An 18,711-nucleotide genomic window follows, 5' to 3' on the forward strand; every position below is an offset into this window, starting at 1 on the left:
GACAGAGGCGCGATAGCGGCCGGATCACTCGGTGCGACGAGGGGAACGGCGTGACGTCGCGTGCCCTAAAGCCGCAAAAGGGCAGGCAATTCTCTCATGTCCGAAAAGACCCGCATCGCCCCGGCATCCACCAGCCGCGCCTCATAGCCGGGGTAGCAGTGCCCTCCCCCGTGAAAGCCGAAGACCGGCATACCTGCCGCGACCGCGGCCCGAACGCCGGTTTCGCTGTCTTCGATAACGAGGCATCTGGCCGGCGCGACATTCATGGTTCTGGCGGCCAGGAGAAAGAGGTCCGGCGCGGGCTTGGGACGGGGTACCAGATCGACACCGAACAATCGCCCCTCGAAATGAGGCAAAAGACGGGTCAACTCCAGGACATATCGCAGGTGCCCCATCGCGGCGTTCGATGCCACGCAGGTCGGGATACCGACGCCCTCCAACACCTCCACGACGCCTTCGATGGCCCGCAGCTCGGTGCGGTAGGCCTGTTCCACCAGATGATCCCGGTCGGCTTCGAAACGATCGGGGAGCGCTCGCCCGAGCGACCGCTCGACATGCTCGATCATGTCTCTTGTGGTTCGGCCGACGAAGGCTCGCGCGAGGTCATGGGGACTGGCCAGAAATCCGAGTTTCGTCAGTTCCTGCGCATCGATCCGGCACTGGATCGCCTGACTATCGATCAAAACGCCATCGCAATCGAAGATCACCAGTTCGGGCTGACAAGCAGAATCCATGCCGGGGCCTTTGCCGATCGGTTGGGGACGATGGAGTCCTAGGCGATGGAGATGACAAGCGGCTGACGGGAGGCGAAGCAAGCCCAAACGGAGTAGGCCGATCACGGTCCTTGCCCATGGTCCGTGACGGCCTCAGCCCCACAAGCGGATCGGACCTGACGGCGGATGGGGGCAATGCCTCCGCGTGCGCGCGAACCAATGCTAAGGAAGGCCCCCTGCCGAACTCGGAGACATCTGCATGGCGCCCACTCTTGCCCAGCTTCGGGCCGTCGATGCCCTGGCCCGCACGGGGCAATTCTCCAAGGCAGCGCGCGAGATCGGCGTCAGCCAGCCGACCGTCTCAACGCAGGTTCAGGCGTTCGAAGCGGCCGCGCCGTTCCGCATCTTCAACCGCGAGGGGCATTCGGTGCGTGTAGCGGCCGATGCCGAGCCGCTGATCGCCAAGATCCGCATCGCGCTGGCCTGTCTCGACGAGATCGAGCGCGACATGGCGGTGGCGGGCGGGTCGGCAGAGCGGCGTTTGTCGATCGGCTTCAGCGCCCATCGTTTGATCATGCCGATGCTCTCCGCCTTTGTCAGCCGCCACGGCAACATTCGCGTGGTGACGAGAGGCGGGCCTTCGGCCGAACTGATGGAGGCGGTTCTGAAGGGGGAGTTGGACGTCGCCGCTATCTCCCGCCCCGCGCCCGATCCGCGCTTCGCCTGCTTCGAACTGGTCCGCTGCCGCATCCTCGTCTATGGCCGCAAGGGGCATCCGCTTCTGCAAGCGGGAATTCTTTCCCTCCGGGACCTCGACAGGCAGAAGATGGTCCTGTGGAACAAGCTGTCGGGCACGCGCGCGCTGCTCGACACGCTGGCCGGCGAGGCGGGCATTCGGCTGGATCCCGTCATGGAAGTCGCGACACTGGACGTCGCCTATGCGGCCGCGGCCGTCGGCATCGGGCTGGCCATCGCCGTGGAAGGCGAGGTCGAGGCCGACGAGCATATCGATGTCGCCATTCTGAAGGGGGCCGGCGCGGATATCGGCCACTATCTCGTGACCCTTCCCGAATATGTCGGTCACTCCGCCGTCGCGGCCTTTCTGGCGATAGCGGGAGAGAAAGTGGAGGGATCGGCGCCCGCCCGATTCTGAAACCAAGTATCGACCAAGATCTCCAATTATAGTCTATATCTATACTTACTGATCATTCATAGAAGCGTCATGTCGAAGGTTTAAATGGGCGGCACCGGCAGATGGTGCTGCCCTTTGGCTTCTTTTCGACATCGCTATGACCCGTTCTTATGATCTTGCCATCGTGGGCGCCGGCATTGTCGGCCTCGGAATGGCTCTGGCGGCCGTGCGGCAAGGCCTCAGCGTGGCGGTCGTCGATCGCGGCGCGGCGGCCACCGGCGCCTCGATCCGCAATTTCGGCTTCGTCACCGTGACAGGGCAAAAGGCCGGCGCGCACTGGGCGCGGGCGCGGCGCAGCCGCGACGTCTGGGCCGAGGTCGCGCCGCTCGCTCGCATTCCCGTCCGGCATCACGGGCTCGTCATGCCGGCTTACCGCGAGGAAGCGGCCGAGGTTCTCCACGCCTTCCTGCGCACCGACATGGGCGAGGACTGCCGGATGATCGGGGTGAGCGAGGCCGCCACTCTCGTTCCCGCGCTCCGCCTCGATAAGGCGCGCGCCGTGCTTCACAGCCCGCACGAGCTGCGCGTCGAATCCCGCGAAGCGGTGCCCAGACTGGCCGCCTGGCTGACGGAAGCGCACGGCGTCACCTTCCATTGGCGCACCGCCGTTCAGGCGGTCGTGCCGGAGGGACTCGCGACCTCGGCGGGTCTCGTGCGCGCCGCGCGCGTCGTCGTCTGCCCCGGCGACGATCTCGCCACGCTTTATCCCCAGCGCATCCGCTCCGCCGGCATCCGCATCTGCACGCTCCAGATGCTGCGCGTCGCCCTGGCAAAGCCCGTGCGGCTCGGCGCGGCCGTGATGTCGGATCTGTCCTTTGCCCGCTACGAAGGCTTTGCCGATCTCCCCGAGGCCGCGCCGCTGGGCCGACGACTGGACCGGGACGCCGCCGAACAGCGGGCGGCCGGCATTCACCTGATCGCCGTTCAGTCGGCCGACGGCTCGCTCGTGGTCGGCGACAGCCATGTCTATGGCGACCACCCCGCGCCCTTCGCCAGCGAGCGCTTCGACGCGCTGATCCTGTCGGAACTCGACGCGGTGCTCGATCTGCCGGGCCGCCATGTCGCCGAGCGCTGGATCGGCACCTACGCCTCGGCCACCGACCGCACCGTTCTGGTGGAGGCGCCCGAGCCCAACGTGCGCCTCGCCATCGTCACCGGCGGCACCGGCGCTTCCACCGCCTTCGCGCTCGGCGAGGAGGTCGTCGGCGAGCTTTTCGGCCTCGGAGCCGACCTGTTCCAACACAAGGAGATCGCGCGATGAGCGAGATCAAAGCCGTCGTCTTCGACTGGGCCGGCACCGTGATCGACTTCGGCTCGCGAGCCCCGATGGGCGTCTTCGTGGAAGCCTTCGCGCGCTTCGGCGTCGCCGTCTCCGTGGCGGAAGCGCGCGGGCCGATGGGCAGGCCGAAATGGGACCATATCGCCGCGATGCTCGCCGAGCCGCGCATCGCGAAGGCCTGGGAAGCGGCGCAGGGAACGGCGGCGGACGGCGCGGCCGTGGACCGGATCTACGAGATCTTCGTGCCGATGAACGAGGCGGTCGTTGCCGACTATGCCGAGCTCGTGCCCGGCGCGGCCGAGACGGTGGCGGCGCTGCGCAAACGCGGTTGCCGCATCGGCTCCACCACCGGTTACACGCGCTCGATCATGGAGCGGCTTCTGCCGCTGGCGGCCGCCCAGGGCTTTTCGCCGGACAATCTCGTCTGCGCCGGCGACCTGCCCGAGGGCCGCCCGAGCCCGATGAACATGTATCGCACCTTTCTCGATCTAGGCGTCTGGCCGGCCTGGCGCACCGTCAAGGTGGACGACACCGGCGTCGGCATCGAGGAGGGCGTCCATGCCGGCTGCTGGACGGTCGGCGTCGCGCTCAGCGGCAACGAAGCGGGCCTGTCCCTCGCCGAGCTGGCCGCGCTGTCGCAGGACGAGCGCGCCGCCTTGCGCCAGCGCGCCCGCGCCGCCCTCCAAGCCCATGGCGCGCATGTCGTCATCGACAGCGTCGCCGACCTTCTGCCCGTGATCGACGAGATCGAGGCGCGCATCACCCGCGGCGAACGGCCCTGACCCCTTTCCCCTTCTTTCCGGCCCGAAACGTCGGGCGGATCGCCCAAACCAAGGACATCTCCCATGACGACATCCAAGCTTCTGCGCGCGGCGGTTGACCGTCGCCGCTTCCTGGTCGGCACCGGCACGCTCGGTCTCGCCGCCGTCTTCGGGCTCGCCCGGCCCCGGAGCCTGGCCGCCTTCGCTGCCGAAAGCGACTGGTCCGCGCCGGTCGATATCGCCAAGGCCAAGGTCGAGGCCGCCGAGTTCGTCAGCTACGGCATGCCGGATTCCTGGGCCAATTACGGCGAAGTCCTCCAGAAGATGGCGGCCAAGTACGGCTTCACCATCAACCATGTCGATACCGACATGAGCTCCCTGGAAGAGATCACCAAGTTCGACGCCGAGAAGAACAACCCGGTCGCCATCTCGGCCGATATCGGCATTCTCTTCGGCCCCGTGGCCGACGCGCGCGGCGTGGTGCCGCCCTTCATGCCGCCGCTGGCCGCGAAGCTGCCCGCCGGTCTCAAGGGCAAGCAAGGCGGCTGGGTCGCGACCTATACGGGCGTGCCCGCCTTCGTGGTCAACACCGACGTCGTCAAGAACGTGCCGCGCTCTTGGGACGATCTCCTGAAGCCGGAATACAAGGGCCTCATCGGCTCGATCGATGCCGGTGGCTCGGGCGGCACCGATCTCGCCGTCTTCATCGCCTGGGCCTATGCCCATGGCGGCAGCGAGACCGACCTCGCGCCGGGCGCCGAGTTCGCCAAGAAGATGCTGCCGCAATTCTCGACGGCCGCCAAGAACGCCCAGACGCTGGAGCGCGGCGAGGTGCCGATCCAGATCAAGTACGACTTCAACTGCATCGCCGCCGCCGCCCAGGTGAAGGCCAAGGGCGTCAACGCCGAGGTCGTGATCCCGAAGGGCACGATCTATGCGCCCTCGGCGCTGATGATCAACCGCTACAACACGGCCAAGATGGACGCGGGCAAGCTCCTGCTCGACTTCGTTCTCTCCGACGAGGCGCAGATCGCCTTCGCCAAGTTCGGCGCGCGTCCCATCCGCTGGGTGCTCGGCGATCTCGACCTGCCGGCCGACGCCAAGGCGGGCTGGCTGCCCGACGCGCAGTATGAAGGCGTCCACGTCATCAAGAACTGGGCCGATCTCGACGTCGCCGCGATCGCGGGCGTCTGGCAGGAACAGGTCGCGGGAGGCTGATCGCCATGAGCGCCGGCACGCCCGTCGTTCCTCCGCCGCCCGAGGCGGCCCGCCCGTCTCGCGCCGCGCGGCTCGTCGGCGACTGGCTGCCGGCGCTTCCGCTGATCCTCGTGGCCGGCGCTCTTCTGCTCGCGCCCTGCTTCGTCATGCTGCGGGCGAGCTTCGCCGATGCCACCGGCACCGGCTTCACGCTCGGCAACTGGATCGGCGTCTTCGGCTCGCGCACCGCGCGGGCCGCCATTCTCAACAGTCTGCTTCTCGGCTTCAGCGTGGCGATGATCGCGCTTCTCATCGGCGCGCCGCTCGCCTGGGTCCTGTCGCGCATGGCGCGCGGCAGTCGCTCGCTCTATCTCGGCCTTCTCAACGTCGCGGCCAATTTCAGCGGCATCGGCATCGGCTTCGCCTTCGTGGCCGCGCTCGGCACCTATGGCATGGTGACGCTGATGGTTCGCGCCGCCGGGCTGGACATGGTGCCGCCCGCCGCCAACTCCTTCTGGGGGCTGGTGCTGGCCTATGAATACACCAACGTTCCCATGTTCGTGCTCTTCTCGCTCCCCTCGATGGCGCTCCTGCGCGAGGAGTGGTGGGAGGCCGCGCAATGCTGCTCGGCGACCCGCCTCCAGTTCTGGCGCCATGTCGGCTGGCCCGTGCTGCGCCCCTTTCTTCTGGCCTCCTGGCTGCTGATCTTCACCTGGTCGGTCGGCATGTACGGAACGCCCGTCGCGCTGATGGGCGGATCGCCCGCCGCCTATCCGCTGATCACGATCGATATGAGCCGTACGCTGCAAGGCTCGCTGTTCGGCAGCCAGCGGATGCCCGTCATGGCGGTGATCCTGATGATCTTCGCGATGGTCAGCCTTCTCCTGTTCCGCCTCTTCACCCGCCGAGGTCTGAAATGGCTGACGTGACCTTGTCCACCGCGCCCGGCCCCGCGCGCACCTTTCGCCGCCACCGGGAAGGCCCGGTGCGCGCGAGCTGGAGCGCCCTGCCGCTCCTGATCCTCGCCGCGCTCTACATCCTGCTGCCGATCGCGGCCGTCCTTCTCTACAGTCTCGCCACGCGCTGGACGAGCGAAGTCCTGCCGGACGGCTACACGCTGGCCAACTGGATCAACGCCTTTTCCGACGAGCGCTTCCGCGCCGTCCTGTTGCGCTCGCTGGGGCTGGCCGTGGCGGTGGCGGTGATCGACCTCCTGCTCGTCGCGCCCGCCGTCTACTGGCAGCGCGTGCGCAATCCGGCGATCCGCCCCGTTCTGGAAACGCTGGCCGCGATCCCCTTCGCCATGCCGCTGCTCGTGATCGCCTTCGGGCTCCTGCGCGCGACGGGCGATTATGTGCCTCAGGCTCAGGGCACGCTCGGCCTGCTTCTGGCCGCCCATGTCGCGGTCGCCTTCTCCTTCGTCTACTGGTCGATCGACGGTGCCATGGCGGCGGCCAAGGTCGAGGAACTGACGGGAGCCGCGCGCACCTGCGGCGCCTCGACCGGGCAGACCCTGCGCCATGTGATCCTGCCCAGCATCGGACCGGGCCTCGCCAGCGGCGCGATCCTCGCCTTCGCCGTCTCCTTCAACGAGATCGCGATCGTCCAAATCACGACGGGCAGCCGCTTCGAGACGGTGCAGCTCTATCTCCTCAACATGCTCAAAAGCGCTGATGCCGACTTCAACGTGCTCGCCGTCATGACCATGATCAACTTCGCGGTGACGCTTCTCCTGTCGGTCGCCGTCGTCTACTTCAACGCCGGACGCAGCGCCTCGGCGCCCGCCGGCGCCGGGAAGGGAGCCAAGCCGTGAGCGCCACGATCGACATTCAGAGGCTGGGCAAGCACTATCACGGCAAGCCGGCGCTTCAGGACGTGAATCTCAGCATCGCGGCGGGCGAGATGATCGCTCTGCTCGGCGCGTCGGGCTGCGGCAAGACCACGCTCCTGCGCTGCATCGCGGGCCTCGCCTCGCCCGACGAAGGGCGCATTCTCTTCGGCGGCCGGGACATCACGCATATGCCGACGCAGAAGCGCCCGATCGGCATGGTCTTCCAGGCCTATGCGCTCTTTCCCAACATGACGGTCACCGAGAATATCGGCTTCCCCCTGAAGGTGCGGGGCGCGGACGCCGCCAAGATCCGCGCCCGCGCGGACGAACTCATCGAGCTCGTCGGCCTGTCCGAGCGCGCCGGCCATTATCCCAACCAGCTCTCGGGCGGCCAGCAGCAGCGCACCGCGCTCGCCCGCGCTCTGGCCTCCGACCCGGACGTTCTGCTTCTCGACGAGCCGCTTTCGGCGCTCGACGCCGTGGTGCGCGACCACCTGCGCGACGAAATCCGCCGCATCCAGCAGCGGGTCGGAACCACCGCGATCATCGTGACCCACGACCAGTCCGAGGCGCTCGCTATGGCGGACCGGATCGCCGTCATGCGCGCGGGGCGGATCGAGGAGGTGGCAAGCCCCGACGCGCTGTATGAACGCCCCGGCAGCGCCTTCACCGCGGGATTCATCGGCGGTCGCAACCGGCTCGAACTGCCCGTGCGGGGCGGGCGCGCCCGGCTCGGCGCGATCGAGTTCGAGGTGGCCGGCAGCCCCGCGCGCGCCGGCATCTTCCTGCGCGCCGAGGACATCCACCGGAATGCCTCGGGGGTCGGCGAGCCCGCCGAAGTCGAGGCGCGATTGTTTCAGGGCCAGACGACGCGCTTCTACCTCCAGCTGAAGGGCGAGGAAGGGCCGCTGCGCCTGCGCGTCGACTGGCCGAGCCGCGACTGCGCGGACCTTGCGCCCGGCGCCCGCGTCCATGTCGCGATCGACCCGAAGGACGCCCATGTCTTCCCCATCTGAGGCCCCGTCACGCCCGGAAGCCGCCCGAGGCTACGACATCCTGTTCGTCACCGCCGACCAGTGGCGCGCCGATCACGGCCCCGGCCGCGCACCCTTGCCGCTCCCGCATATCGAGGCGCTCGCGCAGGGCGGCGTCACCTTCGAGCGCCATTTCACGCAGGCCTATCCCTGCGGTCCGGCGCGGGCGGGGCTGCACACCGGCCTTTATCCCCACAAGCATCGCTCGATCCAGAACGGCACCCCGCTCGATGCGCGCCACCCCACCGTCTTTTCCGAGGCGCGACGGGCCGGCTATCGGCCTGTTCTCTTCGGCTATACCGACACCACGGCCGACCCTCGCACGCTCCAACCCGGCGACCCCGCATGCGGCGATTACGAAGGCCTCGCGCCCGGGATCGAGGCCGACACGCTGCTCACCGAGCGCGCCGGGCCTTGGCTCGCGCACCTGAAGAAGCGCGGCTACGACGTGCCCAACCCCGAGCGCGGGCGCGAGGCGATCTTTGCGCAAAGGCCCTTCGGCGCGCCCGCCGTCTTCGCGGCGGAGGATTCCGAGACGGCTTTCCTGACCGACCGTTTCCTCGACTGGCTGTCCGTCACCGGCCCCGAACCCTTTTTCGCCCATATCTCCTTCATCGCGCCGCATCCGCCCTTTGCCGTCGCCGAGCCGTTCCATTCGCGGCTCGACCCGGCCGACATCGCCCTTCCGATCGGCTGGGGCGATTTCGAGCGGGACGCCGCCCAGCATCCGCTGATCGCCTTCCACCAGCGCACCGTCGATCTCGCCGGCTTCGCACCCGGCCTCTGCGGCCTCGCAGCGGCGGCCGACGAGCGTCTGGCGCGCCGCCTCAGGGCCACCTATGCGGGCTTGGTCGCCGAGGTGGATCATCATCTGGGGCGCATCGTCGCCGCGCTGAAGGCGGCCGGGCGCTGGGATCGGACGTTGATCGTCCTGTCGGGCGACCATGGCGAGCAGCTCTTCGACCACGGGCTTCTCGGCAAGCTCGGCTATTTCGACCAGTCCGCGCACATCCCGCTGATCCTGCGCGATCCCCGCCCCGAGGCCGATGCCGCGCGGGGGCGTCGCATTGAGGACTTCAGCCAGTCGATCGACATCCTGCCGACGATCCTCGACCTCGTCGGTGTCGCTCCCTCGCCCAATGTCGATGGCCGCAGCCTCCTGCCCTTCTGCCGCGGCGAGCGACCGGAGAACTTGCGGGACGCCGCCCATTGGAGCTTCGACTTCCGCGATCCCGCCCGAGGCCAGACGCAGAACGCCTTCGCCCTGCCGGCCAACCGCCTCAGCCTCCACGTGGTTCGCACGGAGCGCTTCAAATACGTCCATTTCGCCGGTCTGCCGCCGGTCCTCTTCGATCTCGTCGACGATCCTCTCGAACGGTGCGAGCGCTCTCGCGACCCGGCCGCCATCGCTCTGAAACTGGAAGGCATGGAACGCCTTCTCGAACTTCGTCTGACCCACGAGGATGACACGCTGGTGCGGTGAACAACCGCGCTCTGCGATAGGATGTGAGCGCTCTTCGCGGCAATCCCTTCCAAGCGAGTTCGGCCCATGGCGGAGGGCGGCACAGACCTTCACCCGCCGGGCACGGCTCGGCGTCCGGGAGCGGTTCGCGACGCCGGCTTAGAAGCGAGACGACGGCTCGGCATGGGGTTCCTGAAGGGGGCTAACATCCGGGCTCCCGGACAAGCGGCTGGGGCCCATGAGTTGACTCATGGCGCCTGCTTCTCGACCGCAAGCCCGCCGTGCCGCAGTGGCTGGCGGCGGACCGCCGCACCAGCCATGCCGTCGTGTTGCGGGAAGAGCTTACTGCCGGTCGGGAACGCCGGCCTGCGCGAAGGTCGCCATGCCGTTGTGGCAGGCGACGGCCGCCTTCACCATGGCGGCGGCGAGCGCGGCGCCCGTGCCTTCGCCAAGGCGCATCCCCAGCGCCAGAAGTGGGACCTTGCCCATGCGCGCCAAGGCCGCCTGATGGCCCGGCTCGGCCGAGACATGGCCGAAAAGGCAATGGTCGATCGCGGTCGGGTCCAGCGCCTGAAGAATGGCGGCCGAGGCCGTCGCGACATAGCCGTCCACGATCACGGGCACGCGCTGGAGGCGCGCGGCGAGGATCGCGCCCGACATGGCGGCCAGTTCGCGCCCGCCGAGCCGGCGCAGGATTTCGAGCGGATTGCCGAAATGTGGGCGGTGCAGGTCGATCGCCTCCTGCACGATGGCGCGCTTGCGCTCCATACCGGCCGCGTCATGCCCCGTGCCGGGGCCGACCCAGTCCGCCGCCTCGCCGCCGAACAGGGCCGCGAACATCGCGGCGGCGACCGCCGTGTTGCCGATGCCCATTTCACCGATGCACAGGAGATCGGGCTCGCCCGCCAAGCACTCCATGCCGAAGGCCATGGTCGCCGCGCAGTCCTTTTCGCTGAGCGCGGGCTCCTTGGACATGTCGGCCGTGGGATAATCGAGCGCGAGGTCGAAGACCTTGAGGCCCAGGTCGAACGTCGCGCAAATCTGATTGATCGCCGCGCCCCCGGCCGCGAAATTCTCGACCATAGCCTGCGTCACCGCCGTCGGATAGGCCGAGACGCCGCGCGCGGCGACGCCGTGATTGCCCGCGAAGATCGCGACCGTCGGCCGGTTGACGCTCGGCGCGCGGCCCTGCCACGCCGCCATCCATTCGGCGATGTCCTCCAGCCGGCCGAGACTGCCGGAGGGCTTGGTCAGTTCCTCCTGCCGGTGGCGCGCGTCGTGGCGGGCGCGAATGTCGGGTCCCGGCATCTGGGCAAGCAGCGCGCGGATGTCATCGAAGGGGCGGCCGGTGGCGGACATGGGATGAGGTTCCTCGAAGAAATGCGGACCGGGCGGAACGGCTGGGCCCGCGTCCGGCGTCGAACCAGAGCGCAGCGCAGCAGGCAGACGCCCGCGCGAGCGCGTTGGGTTCGACGCCAAGCTCCATAGGCAAGAAGCCCCTCGCGCGCAAACCGTCGAGCCCGCAACCGTCCGAAACGCCGATCTGCGACAGACCACCGGACATCGAGCTGTGTTTTGGCCGATGGGTGTGGGCATTCGGGAGCGTCGAGGGCGTCATGGCATCCTTAGAACCGGGGATAGAACCTTTCGCGTCGATCGACCGGGTCTTGTTCCCGCCGGCCATCGTTGCCGGTGCTCGTCCATGCGCTGCATGGCCAGCGCCCGGCGCCTCGCAGACAGAAACAATCCCTCGCTCGCCCTCCGCCGGATGGTTCTGTCCCCGGTTCTTAGCGTCGGGAAAGATCGGCAGGGACCGCCGGTCTCGATCGACCGTCTTTTCAGCGCCTGACATTCGCTGAACCCCGGTCCACGTTTTCTCGAGGGGTCATGACCGGCACCAGCGTTGCGGAACATTCCAAGGAAAGTCGATGGCTCAAAAGGCGCGGAGCGCGGCGTGAATCTGGGATAGCGAAGCCGGCCGGATCCATGCGGCCATATGGGCCGTGATCGACGCGCCGAGCCCAGGGCATCCGCCCCGGACCAGACCGGCTGCGCGGGATGGCCGCGTCGGGATTTCAAGACGAGTGTCTGCGGGATCTCGTCCATGGGGCGAACGAACGCGACGCGGCGGATTCCCCCTGTCAAACTCTGCTAGAAGCCACATGACCAAGAGCCAAAAGAGAGCCGATCATGCTGCGCTTCTGGGGACGATTTCTTCGCGCGAGCGCCTTTCTGACGCGCTTCCCCGCGCGCGCCAGCGCCTTCGAGGGTGGCCCGCATCCGCTGGGGCGCGATGCCCTCGCCTTCCCGTTCGTTGGTTTGGCCGTGGCGCTGCCTCCGGCCCTGATCCTTCTCGGCCTCGCCGCGCTCGGGCTCCAGCCCTTCGCCTGCGCCTTGATCGCTCTTCTTCTTCTCATCGGGCTGACCGGCGCGCTGCACGAGGACGGTCTGGCCGACACGGCGGACGGGCTCTTCGGCCATGCCACGCGCGAGCGAGCGCTGGAGATCATGAAGGACAGCCGCATCGGCACCTATGGCGCGCTGGCGCTGATCGGCGCGTTTTCCTTGCGCGCCGCGCTTCTGGCCGATCTCACGGCCCATGCGCCCGCGCTCGGCGCGCTGGCGATGCTGGTCGTAGCGGGCGCGAGCCGGGGCGCGATGGCCTGGCTCTGGTCCAGCCTGCCTTCGGCGAGGCCGGGCGGATTGTCGAATCGGATGGAAGCGCCCTCCCCGCATGAAGGGCGTCAGGTCGCGCTTGCAGCTCTCGGCCTCGCGGTCGCGGGCGGGGCGGCGATCGCCGGCTGGACCGGCGCGCTCGCAACAACCGCTCTCGCTCTCTGCGGGCTCTGGTTGTTTCGCCGCTTCATCGCGCAGAGGCTCGGCGGCACGACGGGCGACACGCTCGGCGCCGCCCAGCAGATCGTGGAATGCCTTCTCCTTCTCGGCCTCGCGCTCGCGGCTTGAGCGCCACGACACGAGATCACCGCGTCCGCTCAGGAAGCGGCAGAGACGGCGCGCTTGGCAGCCCTCAGATACGAAGACCCGTTCCCAGGCCCATGGAGGCCAGAATCACGGCCGCGTCCGGCTCGGGCTCGATCACCGGAACGCCCATGCCATCGCGCACCGCCATCACGGCGATCTCGGCATCGTTGGTATCGGGCACCTCGAACAGAACGGGCATTTCCTCGAGGTCCTCGGACTCGCCAGCCTCGCGGGCGAAGACGCGCGCATCGCGCAGCTTCGAAAAGGCCTGGAACTTGCGGGCATCATCGCAGTCAATTCGCACGACGTACATTTTTAAGGCCTCCGTTCGAATTGTTGAAAAGTTAAGCACGAGTTCCACGCTCTGCCAAGCGAGTCTTTTCTCCCCATGTTTTAGAAGCGTTCGAAGCCTTGCTTCGGCGCGCCGGGAGTTCCAATAGGAAGAGAATGGCAAGGCGGTGGAGGCCTTCATGCAAGCCCAATCCGAATCCGAGCGGCCGAGGGTCGCCCTCTTCGTGACCTGCCTCGTGAATGTCATGCGGCCCGGCATCGCCGAGGCGACGCGCGATCTTCTGGTGGCGGCGGGCTGCGATGTCGAGGTGCCGCTGGATCAGACCTGCTGCGGCCAGCCGGCCTTCAATTCGGGCGACGAAGCCAGCGGACGCGCCATGGCCCGGCACCAGATCGAGGTTCTGGAATCCTACCCCTATGTCGTCGCGCCCTCGGGCTCCTGCGCCGGCACGATCCGCCACGACTATCCCCACACGTTTCGCGACGATCCCGCCTGGCTGCGCCGCGCCGAAGACCTGGCGGCCCGCACCCATGAGATCACCAGCTTCCTGGTCGATGTCATGGACTTCCACCCCGCGCCCACGCGCTTCGCGGCCAAGGCCACCTATCACGACACCTGCTCGGGCCTGCGCGAACTCGGCGTCCACGACCAGCCCCGCCGCCTCGTGGGCAGCGTCGAGGGGCTCGATCTCGTGCCCCTGCCCGGCAACAATGTCTGCTGCGGCTTTGGCGGCACGTTCTGCGTGAAATATCCCGCCATCGCCAATGCCGTGGTGGAGGAAAAGGCCGTGGCCGTGGAATCGACGGGCGCGGACATTCTGCTCGGCGGCGATCTCGGCTGCCTCATGAACATGGCCGGCAAGCTGCAACGGCGCGGCTCCCCGGTGCGCGTGTTCCACACGGTGGAGGCCATTGCCGGCCGACTGGGCACCCCCGCCATCGGCGAAACGCCCACCGGAGAGAAGCCATGAGCGCCCCGGCCCCGACGCCCACACCGGACTTTCTGCAACGCGCCGACGGCGCGCTGGCCGACCGCTGGCTGAAAACGGCGATCGACCGCACCACGGGCACGGCGCGCACCAAGCGCGCGGCGATCGTCGGCCAATGGCCGGACTTCGCGGTGGCGCGCGAGCGCGGCAAGGCGATCAAGGATCACGTGGTCGAGAATCTCGGCCATTACCTCGCCGAGTTCGAGCGCAACGCGCGCGCCAATGGCGCTGTGGTCCATTATGCCGAGACCTCCGATGAGGCCTGCCGCATCGTCGTGGACATCTGTCGCAAGGCTGGCGCCAAGAGCGTGACGCGCTCCAAGTCGATGCTCGGCGAGGAGATCGGCCTGCCGCACGCGCTGGAGGACGCCGGCATCGAGCGGGTCGAGACGGACTTGGCCGAACATATCGTGCAGCTCGCCGGCGAGCGGCCGAGCCACATCATCTGGCCCGCCATGCACAAGACGCGCGAGCAGATTTCCGAATTGTTCCGCGCCTCCCATGCCGACCCGCATCGGGAGGAAACCGCCGAGGCCATGGCGGCCTCCGCGCGCCGGCATCTGCGCCAGCGCTTTCTCGACGCCGATGTCGGCATATCGGGCGCGAACTTCCTCATCGCCGACACGGGCAGCGTCTGCACCGTGACCAATGAGGGCAATGCCGAGATGACCACCACGCCGCCGCGCATTCATATCGCGACGGCCGGCATCGAAAAGCTCGTGCCCTCGGCCGCCCATGCCGCGATGATGCTGCGCCTTCTCGTGCGTTCGGCCACGGGCGCGGCGCTGACGCAATACACGACCTTTCACACCGGGCCGAAGCGGGCCGGCGATCTCGACGGGCCGGACGAGTTCCATATCGTACTGGTGGACAACGGACGCACCAAGATGCTGGCGGGCGAGGAGATGCGCGAGATGCTGCGCTGCATCCGCTGCGGGGCCTGCATGAACCATTGCCCCGTCTTCAACCAGATCGGCGGCCACGCCTATGGCGGCACCTATCCCGGCCCGATGGGGGCGGTGCTGACGCCGATCTTCGACGGGCTGAACGAGAAGACACGCGACCTCGCCCATGCCTGCACGCTGAACGGACGCTGCCGCGAAGTCTGCCCGGTCGATATTCCGCTCCCGACCCTGCTCAAGGGCTGGCGCACGGCGAGCTGGCGCGAGGGACTGGAGCCGCGCACGATGCGGATCGGAATCGGGCTCTGGCGCTGGCTCGCGACCCATCCCCCGCTCTACCGTCTGGCCATGGGGCTCGGCTCCAAGGCGCTGCATCTCATGGGCGGCGCGCGCGGGCGCATTTCGTCCCTGCCGCTCGTCGGCGGGGCCTGGACGCGCCATCGCGAGATGCCCGCACCGCCGAGCGGGCCGACCTTCCTCCAGGCCGAGGCCAAGCGCCAGCGGGAGGGCGCGCGATGAGCGACGCCCGCGAGCGCATCTTCGCCGCCATCCGACACGCGATCGGTCCCGCCCGCGCGCCGGACCGCATCCGCGCCGAGGCCGATGCGCTTCTCCTGGAGCCCGAGCGGGTGCGCCCGCGCTTGGCCCATGGCGATCTCACGACCCTGTTCGAAGCGGCGGTGACGCGCCTGCCGCCGGGCGCCTCGTCGGAACGCGTGGCGAACTGGGCCGCCCTGCCCGCCGCTGTGGCGGCACATTTCGCCACGCGCGGCCGAGAGCCGGCGCTGAAACTCCAGCCGACGCCCGCGCTTCTGGCGCTGCCCTTCGCTGAGGCCGGCGTGGCCTTGCGTGAGGAGGTGGACGACCAGATCGCCCTGTCGCTCGCCGAATGCGCCGTCGCCGAAACCGCGAGCCTTCTGATTCGCTCCGGCCCCGATATGGCGATTCTCGACGCCTTCCTGCCGCTGCATCACCTCGTGGCCGTGCGCACCGCCGATATCGTGCCGCATCTGGAAGAGGCGGTGGCGCGCTTCGATCTCTCGCGCAGCCGCAATCTCGTGGTGGTCACCGGCCCGAGCGGTACGACCGACATCGAAGGCAGTCTCGTGATCGGCGTTCACGGCCCGGCGACGCTGCACATCTTCCTGATCGAGGATTGATCGCCGGTCGGCGCTGACAAGGCAGAGCTTTGTCTTTATACGGCGCGCCTGCCTTCCGGCCTCGCTGCGCGGGTATCGCGGCAGAGGCCGGCGCACCGGCTGAAACGGAAAGGCTCCACCATGTGGTCCGAACCCTTCGAGGGCTGCGATCCGATCGAAGCGGCCGCGCGCCTGCGCCCGCTCGGCCGGCTCGCCTTTCTCGACAGCGCCGCGCCGGGCGGGCCGAACGGGCGTCGATCGGCCATCCTCGCCGCGCCCTTCGCCGAATTCACCGCCTCGCTGCAGGAGACGCGCCTCTCGGGCGCGCGAATTGAGGACGAGCCCTTCGCGGCGCTGGATGCTCTGCTCGGGCGCTATCGCGCGGAGGCGACGGGCGCTTCGCGCCTCGGCCCAGGCCTTGCCGGCTTTTTCGCGTTCGAAGCGGGACATTTCGTGGAGCATCTGCGCGCCGTGCCGGACTTGGCTCCGGACCGGCCGCTGATCGCGCTCGGGCTCTACGACACGGCGCTGGTCTTCGATCATGAATCAGGGCGCGCCGATCTCGTCTCCGCCGGCTTCTCCGCCGCGCTGGACGCAGCCTCCCCCCGCGCGGCGCGCGAGGCCGAGGCGCGTGCGCGCATCGCCGCCTTTCGCGTAGCGCTGAGCCGCCCCGCTCCGGCCGCGCCCCCTCCCCCGATCGCCGCGCCGGATTGGCGTTCCGATTTCGACGAAGCCGCCTACGCCGCCATGGTGGAGCGGGTGCGCGACTTCATCCGCGCAGGCGACGTCTATCAGGCCAATGTGGCGCGCCGTCTCACAGCCGCGCTGCCCGACGGCTTCGATCCGTTCGGCTTCTACCGCATATTGCGGCGCATCAACCCTGCCCCCTTCGCGGCCTATCTGGAAGCCGAGGACCGCACCATCGCCTCCGCCTCACCCGAACTGTTCCTGCGCCTCCATGGCCGCGAGGTCGAGACGCGGCCCATCAAGGGCACGGCGCGGCGCGCGAGCGACCCCGCCGAGGATGCCGCCGCCGCCGCCGCGCTTCTCGCCTCGCGCAAGGATCGGGCCGAGAATGTCATGATCGTCGATCTCCTGCGCAACGACCTTTCGCGCGTCGCCGAGCCCGACAGTGTCGAGGTTCCCGCGCTGTGCGCGCTGGAGAGCTTTGCCGGCGTGCATCATCTCGTTTCTCAAGTGCGCGCGCGGCTCAAGCCCGAGCACGGCGCCGGCGCCCTTCTGCGCGCCACCTTCCCTGGCGGCTCCATCACCGGCGCGCCGAAAATCCGGGCCTGCGACATCATCGCCGAGTTGGAAGGGCGGCGGCGGGACGTTTATTGCGGCTCGATCGCGCATCTGGGATTCGACGGCGCGGCCGATCTGTCGATCGCCATTCGCACGGTGGAGTTCGAAGGCGCCCAAGCGCGCTTCGGCGCGGGCGGCGGCGTCACCATCCTGTCGGAAGGTGCCGACGAATACCGCGAAACCTGCACCAAGGCCGCGCGCATCCTGGCGGCTTTCGAGGCCTATGCGAATGGGGCGAAGGCGCGGACGTGATCCTGCTTCTCGACAATTACGACAGTTTCTCGGCCAATCTCGCCCGCTATCTCGAACGGCTGGATCTCAGCGTCACCAGCATCCGCAGCGACCGGATCACGCTCGCCGGAATCGAGGCGCTTCACCCCGAGGCCATCGTCATCTCGCCCGGCCCCTGCGGCCCGATGGAAGCGGGCGTCAGCCTCGACTGCGTGCGCGCCTTTTCGGGCCGCGTTCCGATTCTGGGGGTCTGCCTCGGGCATCAGGTGATCGGCGCGGCCTTCGGCGGCGAGGTGGGCCGTGCGCTGCGCCCCATGCACGGACTGTCCTCGCCCGTGCGCCATGAAGCATCCGATCTCTTCGCCGGTCTTGCCGACCCTTTGGAGGTCGGGCGCTATCATTCCTTGGTCGTTCGATCTACGGTTGAAATGGAGACGAAACTTCGCGTTACTGCCTGGTCGGAAGAAAACGAGATCATGGCGCTTCGTCACCGCGAGCATCCGACCTTCGGGATTCAGTTCCACCCCGAATCAGTCCTGACGCCCGATGGCCTCCTGATTCTGGGCAATTTCAGGACATTGATTGGCCGGAAACGAGTTTGAATCGAGAGGCGATCTCCCGCCAGCGCGAGGTACGCACGTCAATAATAAGGCAGACCAACGGGTTAGCCCCACTTCCGGCGCAAGTCCTTCGAAAAGCGAGACAATCCGCGCCCGACCATCTTTCGCTTTCGTAAGCCAGCTTATAATTACTTAAATGCGAAACGAAATGCGTTCTTGCATATCGTTTCGCATGAACGAGCGTATCAGTCTGCGAGGCTCAGGCGTGCCGGACACTATGACGGCCTCACCTTCCGAGTCGACGAACGAAGACGCGCAGCTGGTCGCGACCCTTCTTTCGATCGCCAAATCAACCCGCGCCTTTCTGGCGCTGCTTCTGGCGCAGATCGATCTGCATCCCGGCCAGGATCAGCTCCTCGTGCGCCTGACGCCCGGCGAGTCCGTCAGCGTATCCATGCTGGCCGATCAGCTCGCCGTGCGCCCGTCCACCGTCTCGAAGATGCTGGATCGCCTGATCGAGAAGAATCTCGTGCTGCGCGAATCCAATAGCCGCGATGCGCGCCGCACCATGGTGACGCTGACCAGCGCGGGGGAAGCGGCCAAGGAGCGCGTGCTCGCCCTATGGATGCGGCTGGAAACCGAGCTTGGCAACGCGATGGAGGAGCGCGAACGCTCGGCGCTCCTGAGTTCGCTCCAGCAGGTGGACCAGCTCCTGAGCGTGAGACTGCGCCGCCTGCGCTGAGCGCGGCGGCGGCCGACCTTCAAGCGACACGGCGCTCGCGGTTGGCGCCGAGGCTCTTCCTCACTTCCGCCCCAAACGGGGTTCAGCGGGCCTTGGCATGG

General features: G+C 68.1%; 18 protein-coding genes. 15 read left to right on the plus strand and 3 right to left on the minus strand.

The genetic code is table 11. The features are described 5' to 3' along the window. Positions 1-65 precede the first annotated feature (65 nt). Positions 66-734, minus strand: coding sequence for an HAD family hydrolase (locus AUL36_RS17595; RefSeq protein WP_062222804.1), 669 nt, complete (start codon positions 732-734; stop codon positions 66-68). 238 nt (positions 735-972) lie between these two features. Here AUL36_RS17595 and AUL36_RS17600 point away from each other — a divergent pair, with 238 nt between their 5' ends. The 8 genes from AUL36_RS17600 to AUL36_RS17635 all read left to right on the plus strand — a co-directional run bounded on the left by AUL36_RS17600 (position 973) and on the right by AUL36_RS17635 (position 9,490). Continuing rightward, positions 973-1,866 carry a LysR family transcriptional regulator gene (locus AUL36_RS17600; protein WP_062222806.1) on the plus strand — a complete coding sequence of 298 codons (894 nt, stop codon included), beginning with the start codon at positions 973-975 and terminating at the stop codon, positions 1,864-1,866. A 136-nt stretch (positions 1,867-2,002) separates the two neighbouring features. After that, a complete protein-coding gene (locus tag AUL36_RS17605; RefSeq protein ID WP_062222808.1) occupies positions 2,003-3,166 on the plus strand; it encodes a TIGR03364 family FAD-dependent oxidoreductase in 1,164 nt (387 codons plus the stop codon). Next, positions 3,163-3,966 (plus strand): phosphonoacetaldehyde hydrolase, encoded by an 804-nt coding sequence (gene phnX, locus AUL36_RS17610; protein WP_062222810.1) that lies wholly within the window; start codon positions 3,163-3,165, stop codon positions 3,964-3,966. Before AUL36_RS17605 ends, phnX begins: the two co-directional genes overlap by 4 nt. Before the next feature lie 63 nt (positions 3,967-4,029). Next, entirely contained in the window at positions 4,030-5,163 is a 1,134-nt protein-coding gene (locus tag AUL36_RS17615; RefSeq protein ID WP_062222812.1) for an extracellular solute-binding protein, read from the plus strand. Positions 5,164-5,168: 5 nt separating this feature from the next. Then, a complete protein-coding gene (locus tag AUL36_RS24280; protein ID WP_062222814.1) occupies positions 5,169-6,071 on the plus strand; it encodes a hypothetical protein in 903 nt (300 codons plus the stop codon). Next, the gene (locus tag AUL36_RS17625) at positions 6,059-6,955 is read left to right on the plus strand and encodes an ABC transporter permease (RefSeq protein ID WP_062222817.1); all 897 of its coding nucleotides are present in this window, start codon (positions 6,059-6,061) and stop codon (positions 6,953-6,955) included. Before AUL36_RS24280 ends, AUL36_RS17625 begins: the two co-directional genes overlap by 13 nt. Then, positions 6,952-7,989 (plus strand): ABC transporter ATP-binding protein, encoded by a 1,038-nt coding sequence (locus AUL36_RS17630; RefSeq protein WP_062222818.1) that lies wholly within the window; start codon positions 6,952-6,954, stop codon positions 7,987-7,989. The genes AUL36_RS17625 and AUL36_RS17630 overlap by 4 nt, the downstream gene beginning before the upstream one ends. Next, positions 7,973-9,490, plus strand: a complete 1,518-nt coding sequence (locus AUL36_RS17635) for a sulfatase-like hydrolase/transferase (protein ID WP_062222821.1) — start codon at positions 7,973-7,975, stop codon at positions 9,488-9,490. The genes AUL36_RS17630 and AUL36_RS17635 overlap by 17 nt, the downstream gene beginning before the upstream one ends. A 321-nt stretch (positions 9,491-9,811) precedes the next feature. On the opposite strand, the gene cobT is transcribed toward AUL36_RS17635, so the two are convergent. Further along, entirely contained in the window at positions 9,812-10,828 is a 1,017-nt protein-coding gene (gene cobT, locus AUL36_RS17640; RefSeq protein ID WP_058601927.1) for a nicotinate-nucleotide--dimethylbenzimidazole phosphoribosyltransferase, read from the minus strand. Positions 10,829-11,659: 831 nt separating this feature from the next. Between cobT and cobS the strand changes: the two genes are divergently transcribed. Beyond that, positions 11,660-12,433 (plus strand): adenosylcobinamide-GDP ribazoletransferase, encoded by a 774-nt coding sequence (gene cobS / locus AUL36_RS17645; RefSeq protein ID WP_062222823.1) that lies wholly within the window; start codon positions 11,660-11,662, stop codon positions 12,431-12,433. A 64-nt stretch (positions 12,434-12,497) separates the two neighbouring features. On the opposite strand, the gene AUL36_RS23900 is transcribed toward cobS, so the two are convergent. Continuing rightward, the gene (locus AUL36_RS23900) at positions 12,498-12,923 is read right to left on the minus strand and encodes a hypothetical protein (RefSeq protein ID WP_156418447.1); all 426 of its coding nucleotides are present in this window, start codon (positions 12,921-12,923) and stop codon (positions 12,498-12,500) included. On the opposite strand from AUL36_RS23900, the gene AUL36_RS17655 reads away from it, so the two are divergent. From AUL36_RS17655 to AUL36_RS17680, 6 genes are all read left to right on the plus strand, one after another. After that, positions 12,922-13,713, plus strand: coding sequence for a (Fe-S)-binding protein (locus AUL36_RS17655; protein WP_062223014.1), 792 nt, complete (start codon positions 12,922-12,924; stop codon positions 13,711-13,713). The genes AUL36_RS23900 and AUL36_RS17655 overlap by 2 nt on opposite strands. After that, on the plus strand, positions 13,710-15,152 hold the full coding sequence (locus AUL36_RS17660) for a LutB/LldF family L-lactate oxidation iron-sulfur protein (RefSeq protein ID WP_058635216.1): 1,443 nt from the start codon (positions 13,710-13,712) through the stop codon (positions 15,150-15,152). Before AUL36_RS17655 ends, AUL36_RS17660 begins: the two co-directional genes overlap by 4 nt. After that, entirely contained in the window at positions 15,149-15,793 is a 645-nt protein-coding gene (locus AUL36_RS17665; protein ID WP_062222827.1) for a LutC/YkgG family protein, read from the plus strand. The genes AUL36_RS17660 and AUL36_RS17665 overlap by 4 nt, the downstream gene beginning before the upstream one ends. Positions 15,794-15,913: 120 nt before the next feature. Beyond that, complete coding sequence (gene pabB, locus AUL36_RS17670) at positions 15,914-17,329, plus strand: aminodeoxychorismate synthase component I (protein WP_062222829.1); 1,416 nt, start codon at positions 15,914-15,916, stop codon at positions 17,327-17,329. Beyond that, positions 17,326-17,910, plus strand: a complete 585-nt coding sequence (locus tag AUL36_RS17675) for an anthranilate synthase component II (RefSeq protein WP_062222831.1) — start codon at positions 17,326-17,328, stop codon at positions 17,908-17,910. Before pabB ends, AUL36_RS17675 begins: the two co-directional genes overlap by 4 nt. A 235-nt stretch (positions 17,911-18,145) precedes the next feature. Continuing rightward, entirely contained in the window at positions 18,146-18,610 is a 465-nt protein-coding gene (locus AUL36_RS17680; protein WP_058601961.1) for a MarR family winged helix-turn-helix transcriptional regulator, read from the plus strand. The last annotated feature ends 101 nt before the right edge of the window (positions 18,611-18,711 follow it).

Source organism: Aureimonas sp. D3 (genome assembly GCF_001463805.1).
GTDB classification, from domain to species: Bacteria; Pseudomonadota; Alphaproteobacteria; order Rhizobiales; family Rhizobiaceae; genus Aureimonas; species Aureimonas ureilytica_A.

Excerpts from the sequence above, each read along its gene's own strand:
- phnX (WP_062222810.1), top strand. The coding sequence starts at position 3,163 with ATGAGCGAGATCAAAGCCGTCGTCTTCGACTGGGCCGGCACCGTGATC.
- AUL36_RS17600 (WP_062222806.1), top strand. The coding sequence starts at position 973 with ATGGCGCCCACTCTTGCCCAGCTTCGGGCCGTCGATGCCCTGGCCCGC.
- AUL36_RS23900 (WP_156418447.1), bottom strand. The coding sequence starts at position 12,923 with ATGAAGGCCTCCACCGCCTTGCCATTCTCTTCCTATTGGAACTCCCGG.
- AUL36_RS24280 (WP_062222814.1), top strand. The coding sequence starts at position 5,169 with ATGAGCGCCGGCACGCCCGTCGTTCCTCCGCCGCCCGAGGCGGCCCGC.
- AUL36_RS17635 (WP_062222821.1), top strand. The coding sequence starts at position 7,973 with ATGTCTTCCCCATCTGAGGCCCCGTCACGCCCGGAAGCCGCCCGAGGC.
- AUL36_RS17680 (WP_058601961.1), top strand. The coding sequence starts at position 18,146 with ATGACGGCCTCACCTTCCGAGTCGACGAACGAAGACGCGCAGCTGGTC.
- cobT (WP_058601927.1), bottom strand. The coding sequence starts at position 10,828 with ATGTCCGCCACCGGCCGCCCCTTCGATGACATCCGCGCGCTGCTTGCC.
- AUL36_RS17605 (WP_062222808.1), top strand. The coding sequence starts at position 2,003 with ATGACCCGTTCTTATGATCTTGCCATCGTGGGCGCCGGCATTGTCGGC.
- AUL36_RS17595 (WP_062222804.1), bottom strand. The coding sequence starts at position 734 with ATGGATTCTGCTTGTCAGCCCGAACTGGTGATCTTCGATTGCGATGGC.
- AUL36_RS17625 (WP_062222817.1), top strand. The coding sequence starts at position 6,059 with ATGGCTGACGTGACCTTGTCCACCGCGCCCGGCCCCGCGCGCACCTTT.
- pabB (WP_062222829.1), top strand. The coding sequence starts at position 15,914 with ATGTGGTCCGAACCCTTCGAGGGCTGCGATCCGATCGAAGCGGCCGCG.
- AUL36_RS17660 (WP_058635216.1), top strand. The coding sequence starts at position 13,710 with ATGAGCGCCCCGGCCCCGACGCCCACACCGGACTTTCTGCAACGCGCC.
- cobS (WP_062222823.1), top strand. The coding sequence starts at position 11,660 with ATGCTGCGCTTCTGGGGACGATTTCTTCGCGCGAGCGCCTTTCTGACG.
- AUL36_RS17655 (WP_062223014.1), top strand. The coding sequence starts at position 12,922 with ATGCAAGCCCAATCCGAATCCGAGCGGCCGAGGGTCGCCCTCTTCGTG.
- AUL36_RS17665 (WP_062222827.1), top strand. The coding sequence starts at position 15,149 with ATGAGCGACGCCCGCGAGCGCATCTTCGCCGCCATCCGACACGCGATC.
- AUL36_RS17615 (WP_062222812.1), top strand. The coding sequence starts at position 4,030 with ATGACGACATCCAAGCTTCTGCGCGCGGCGGTTGACCGTCGCCGCTTC.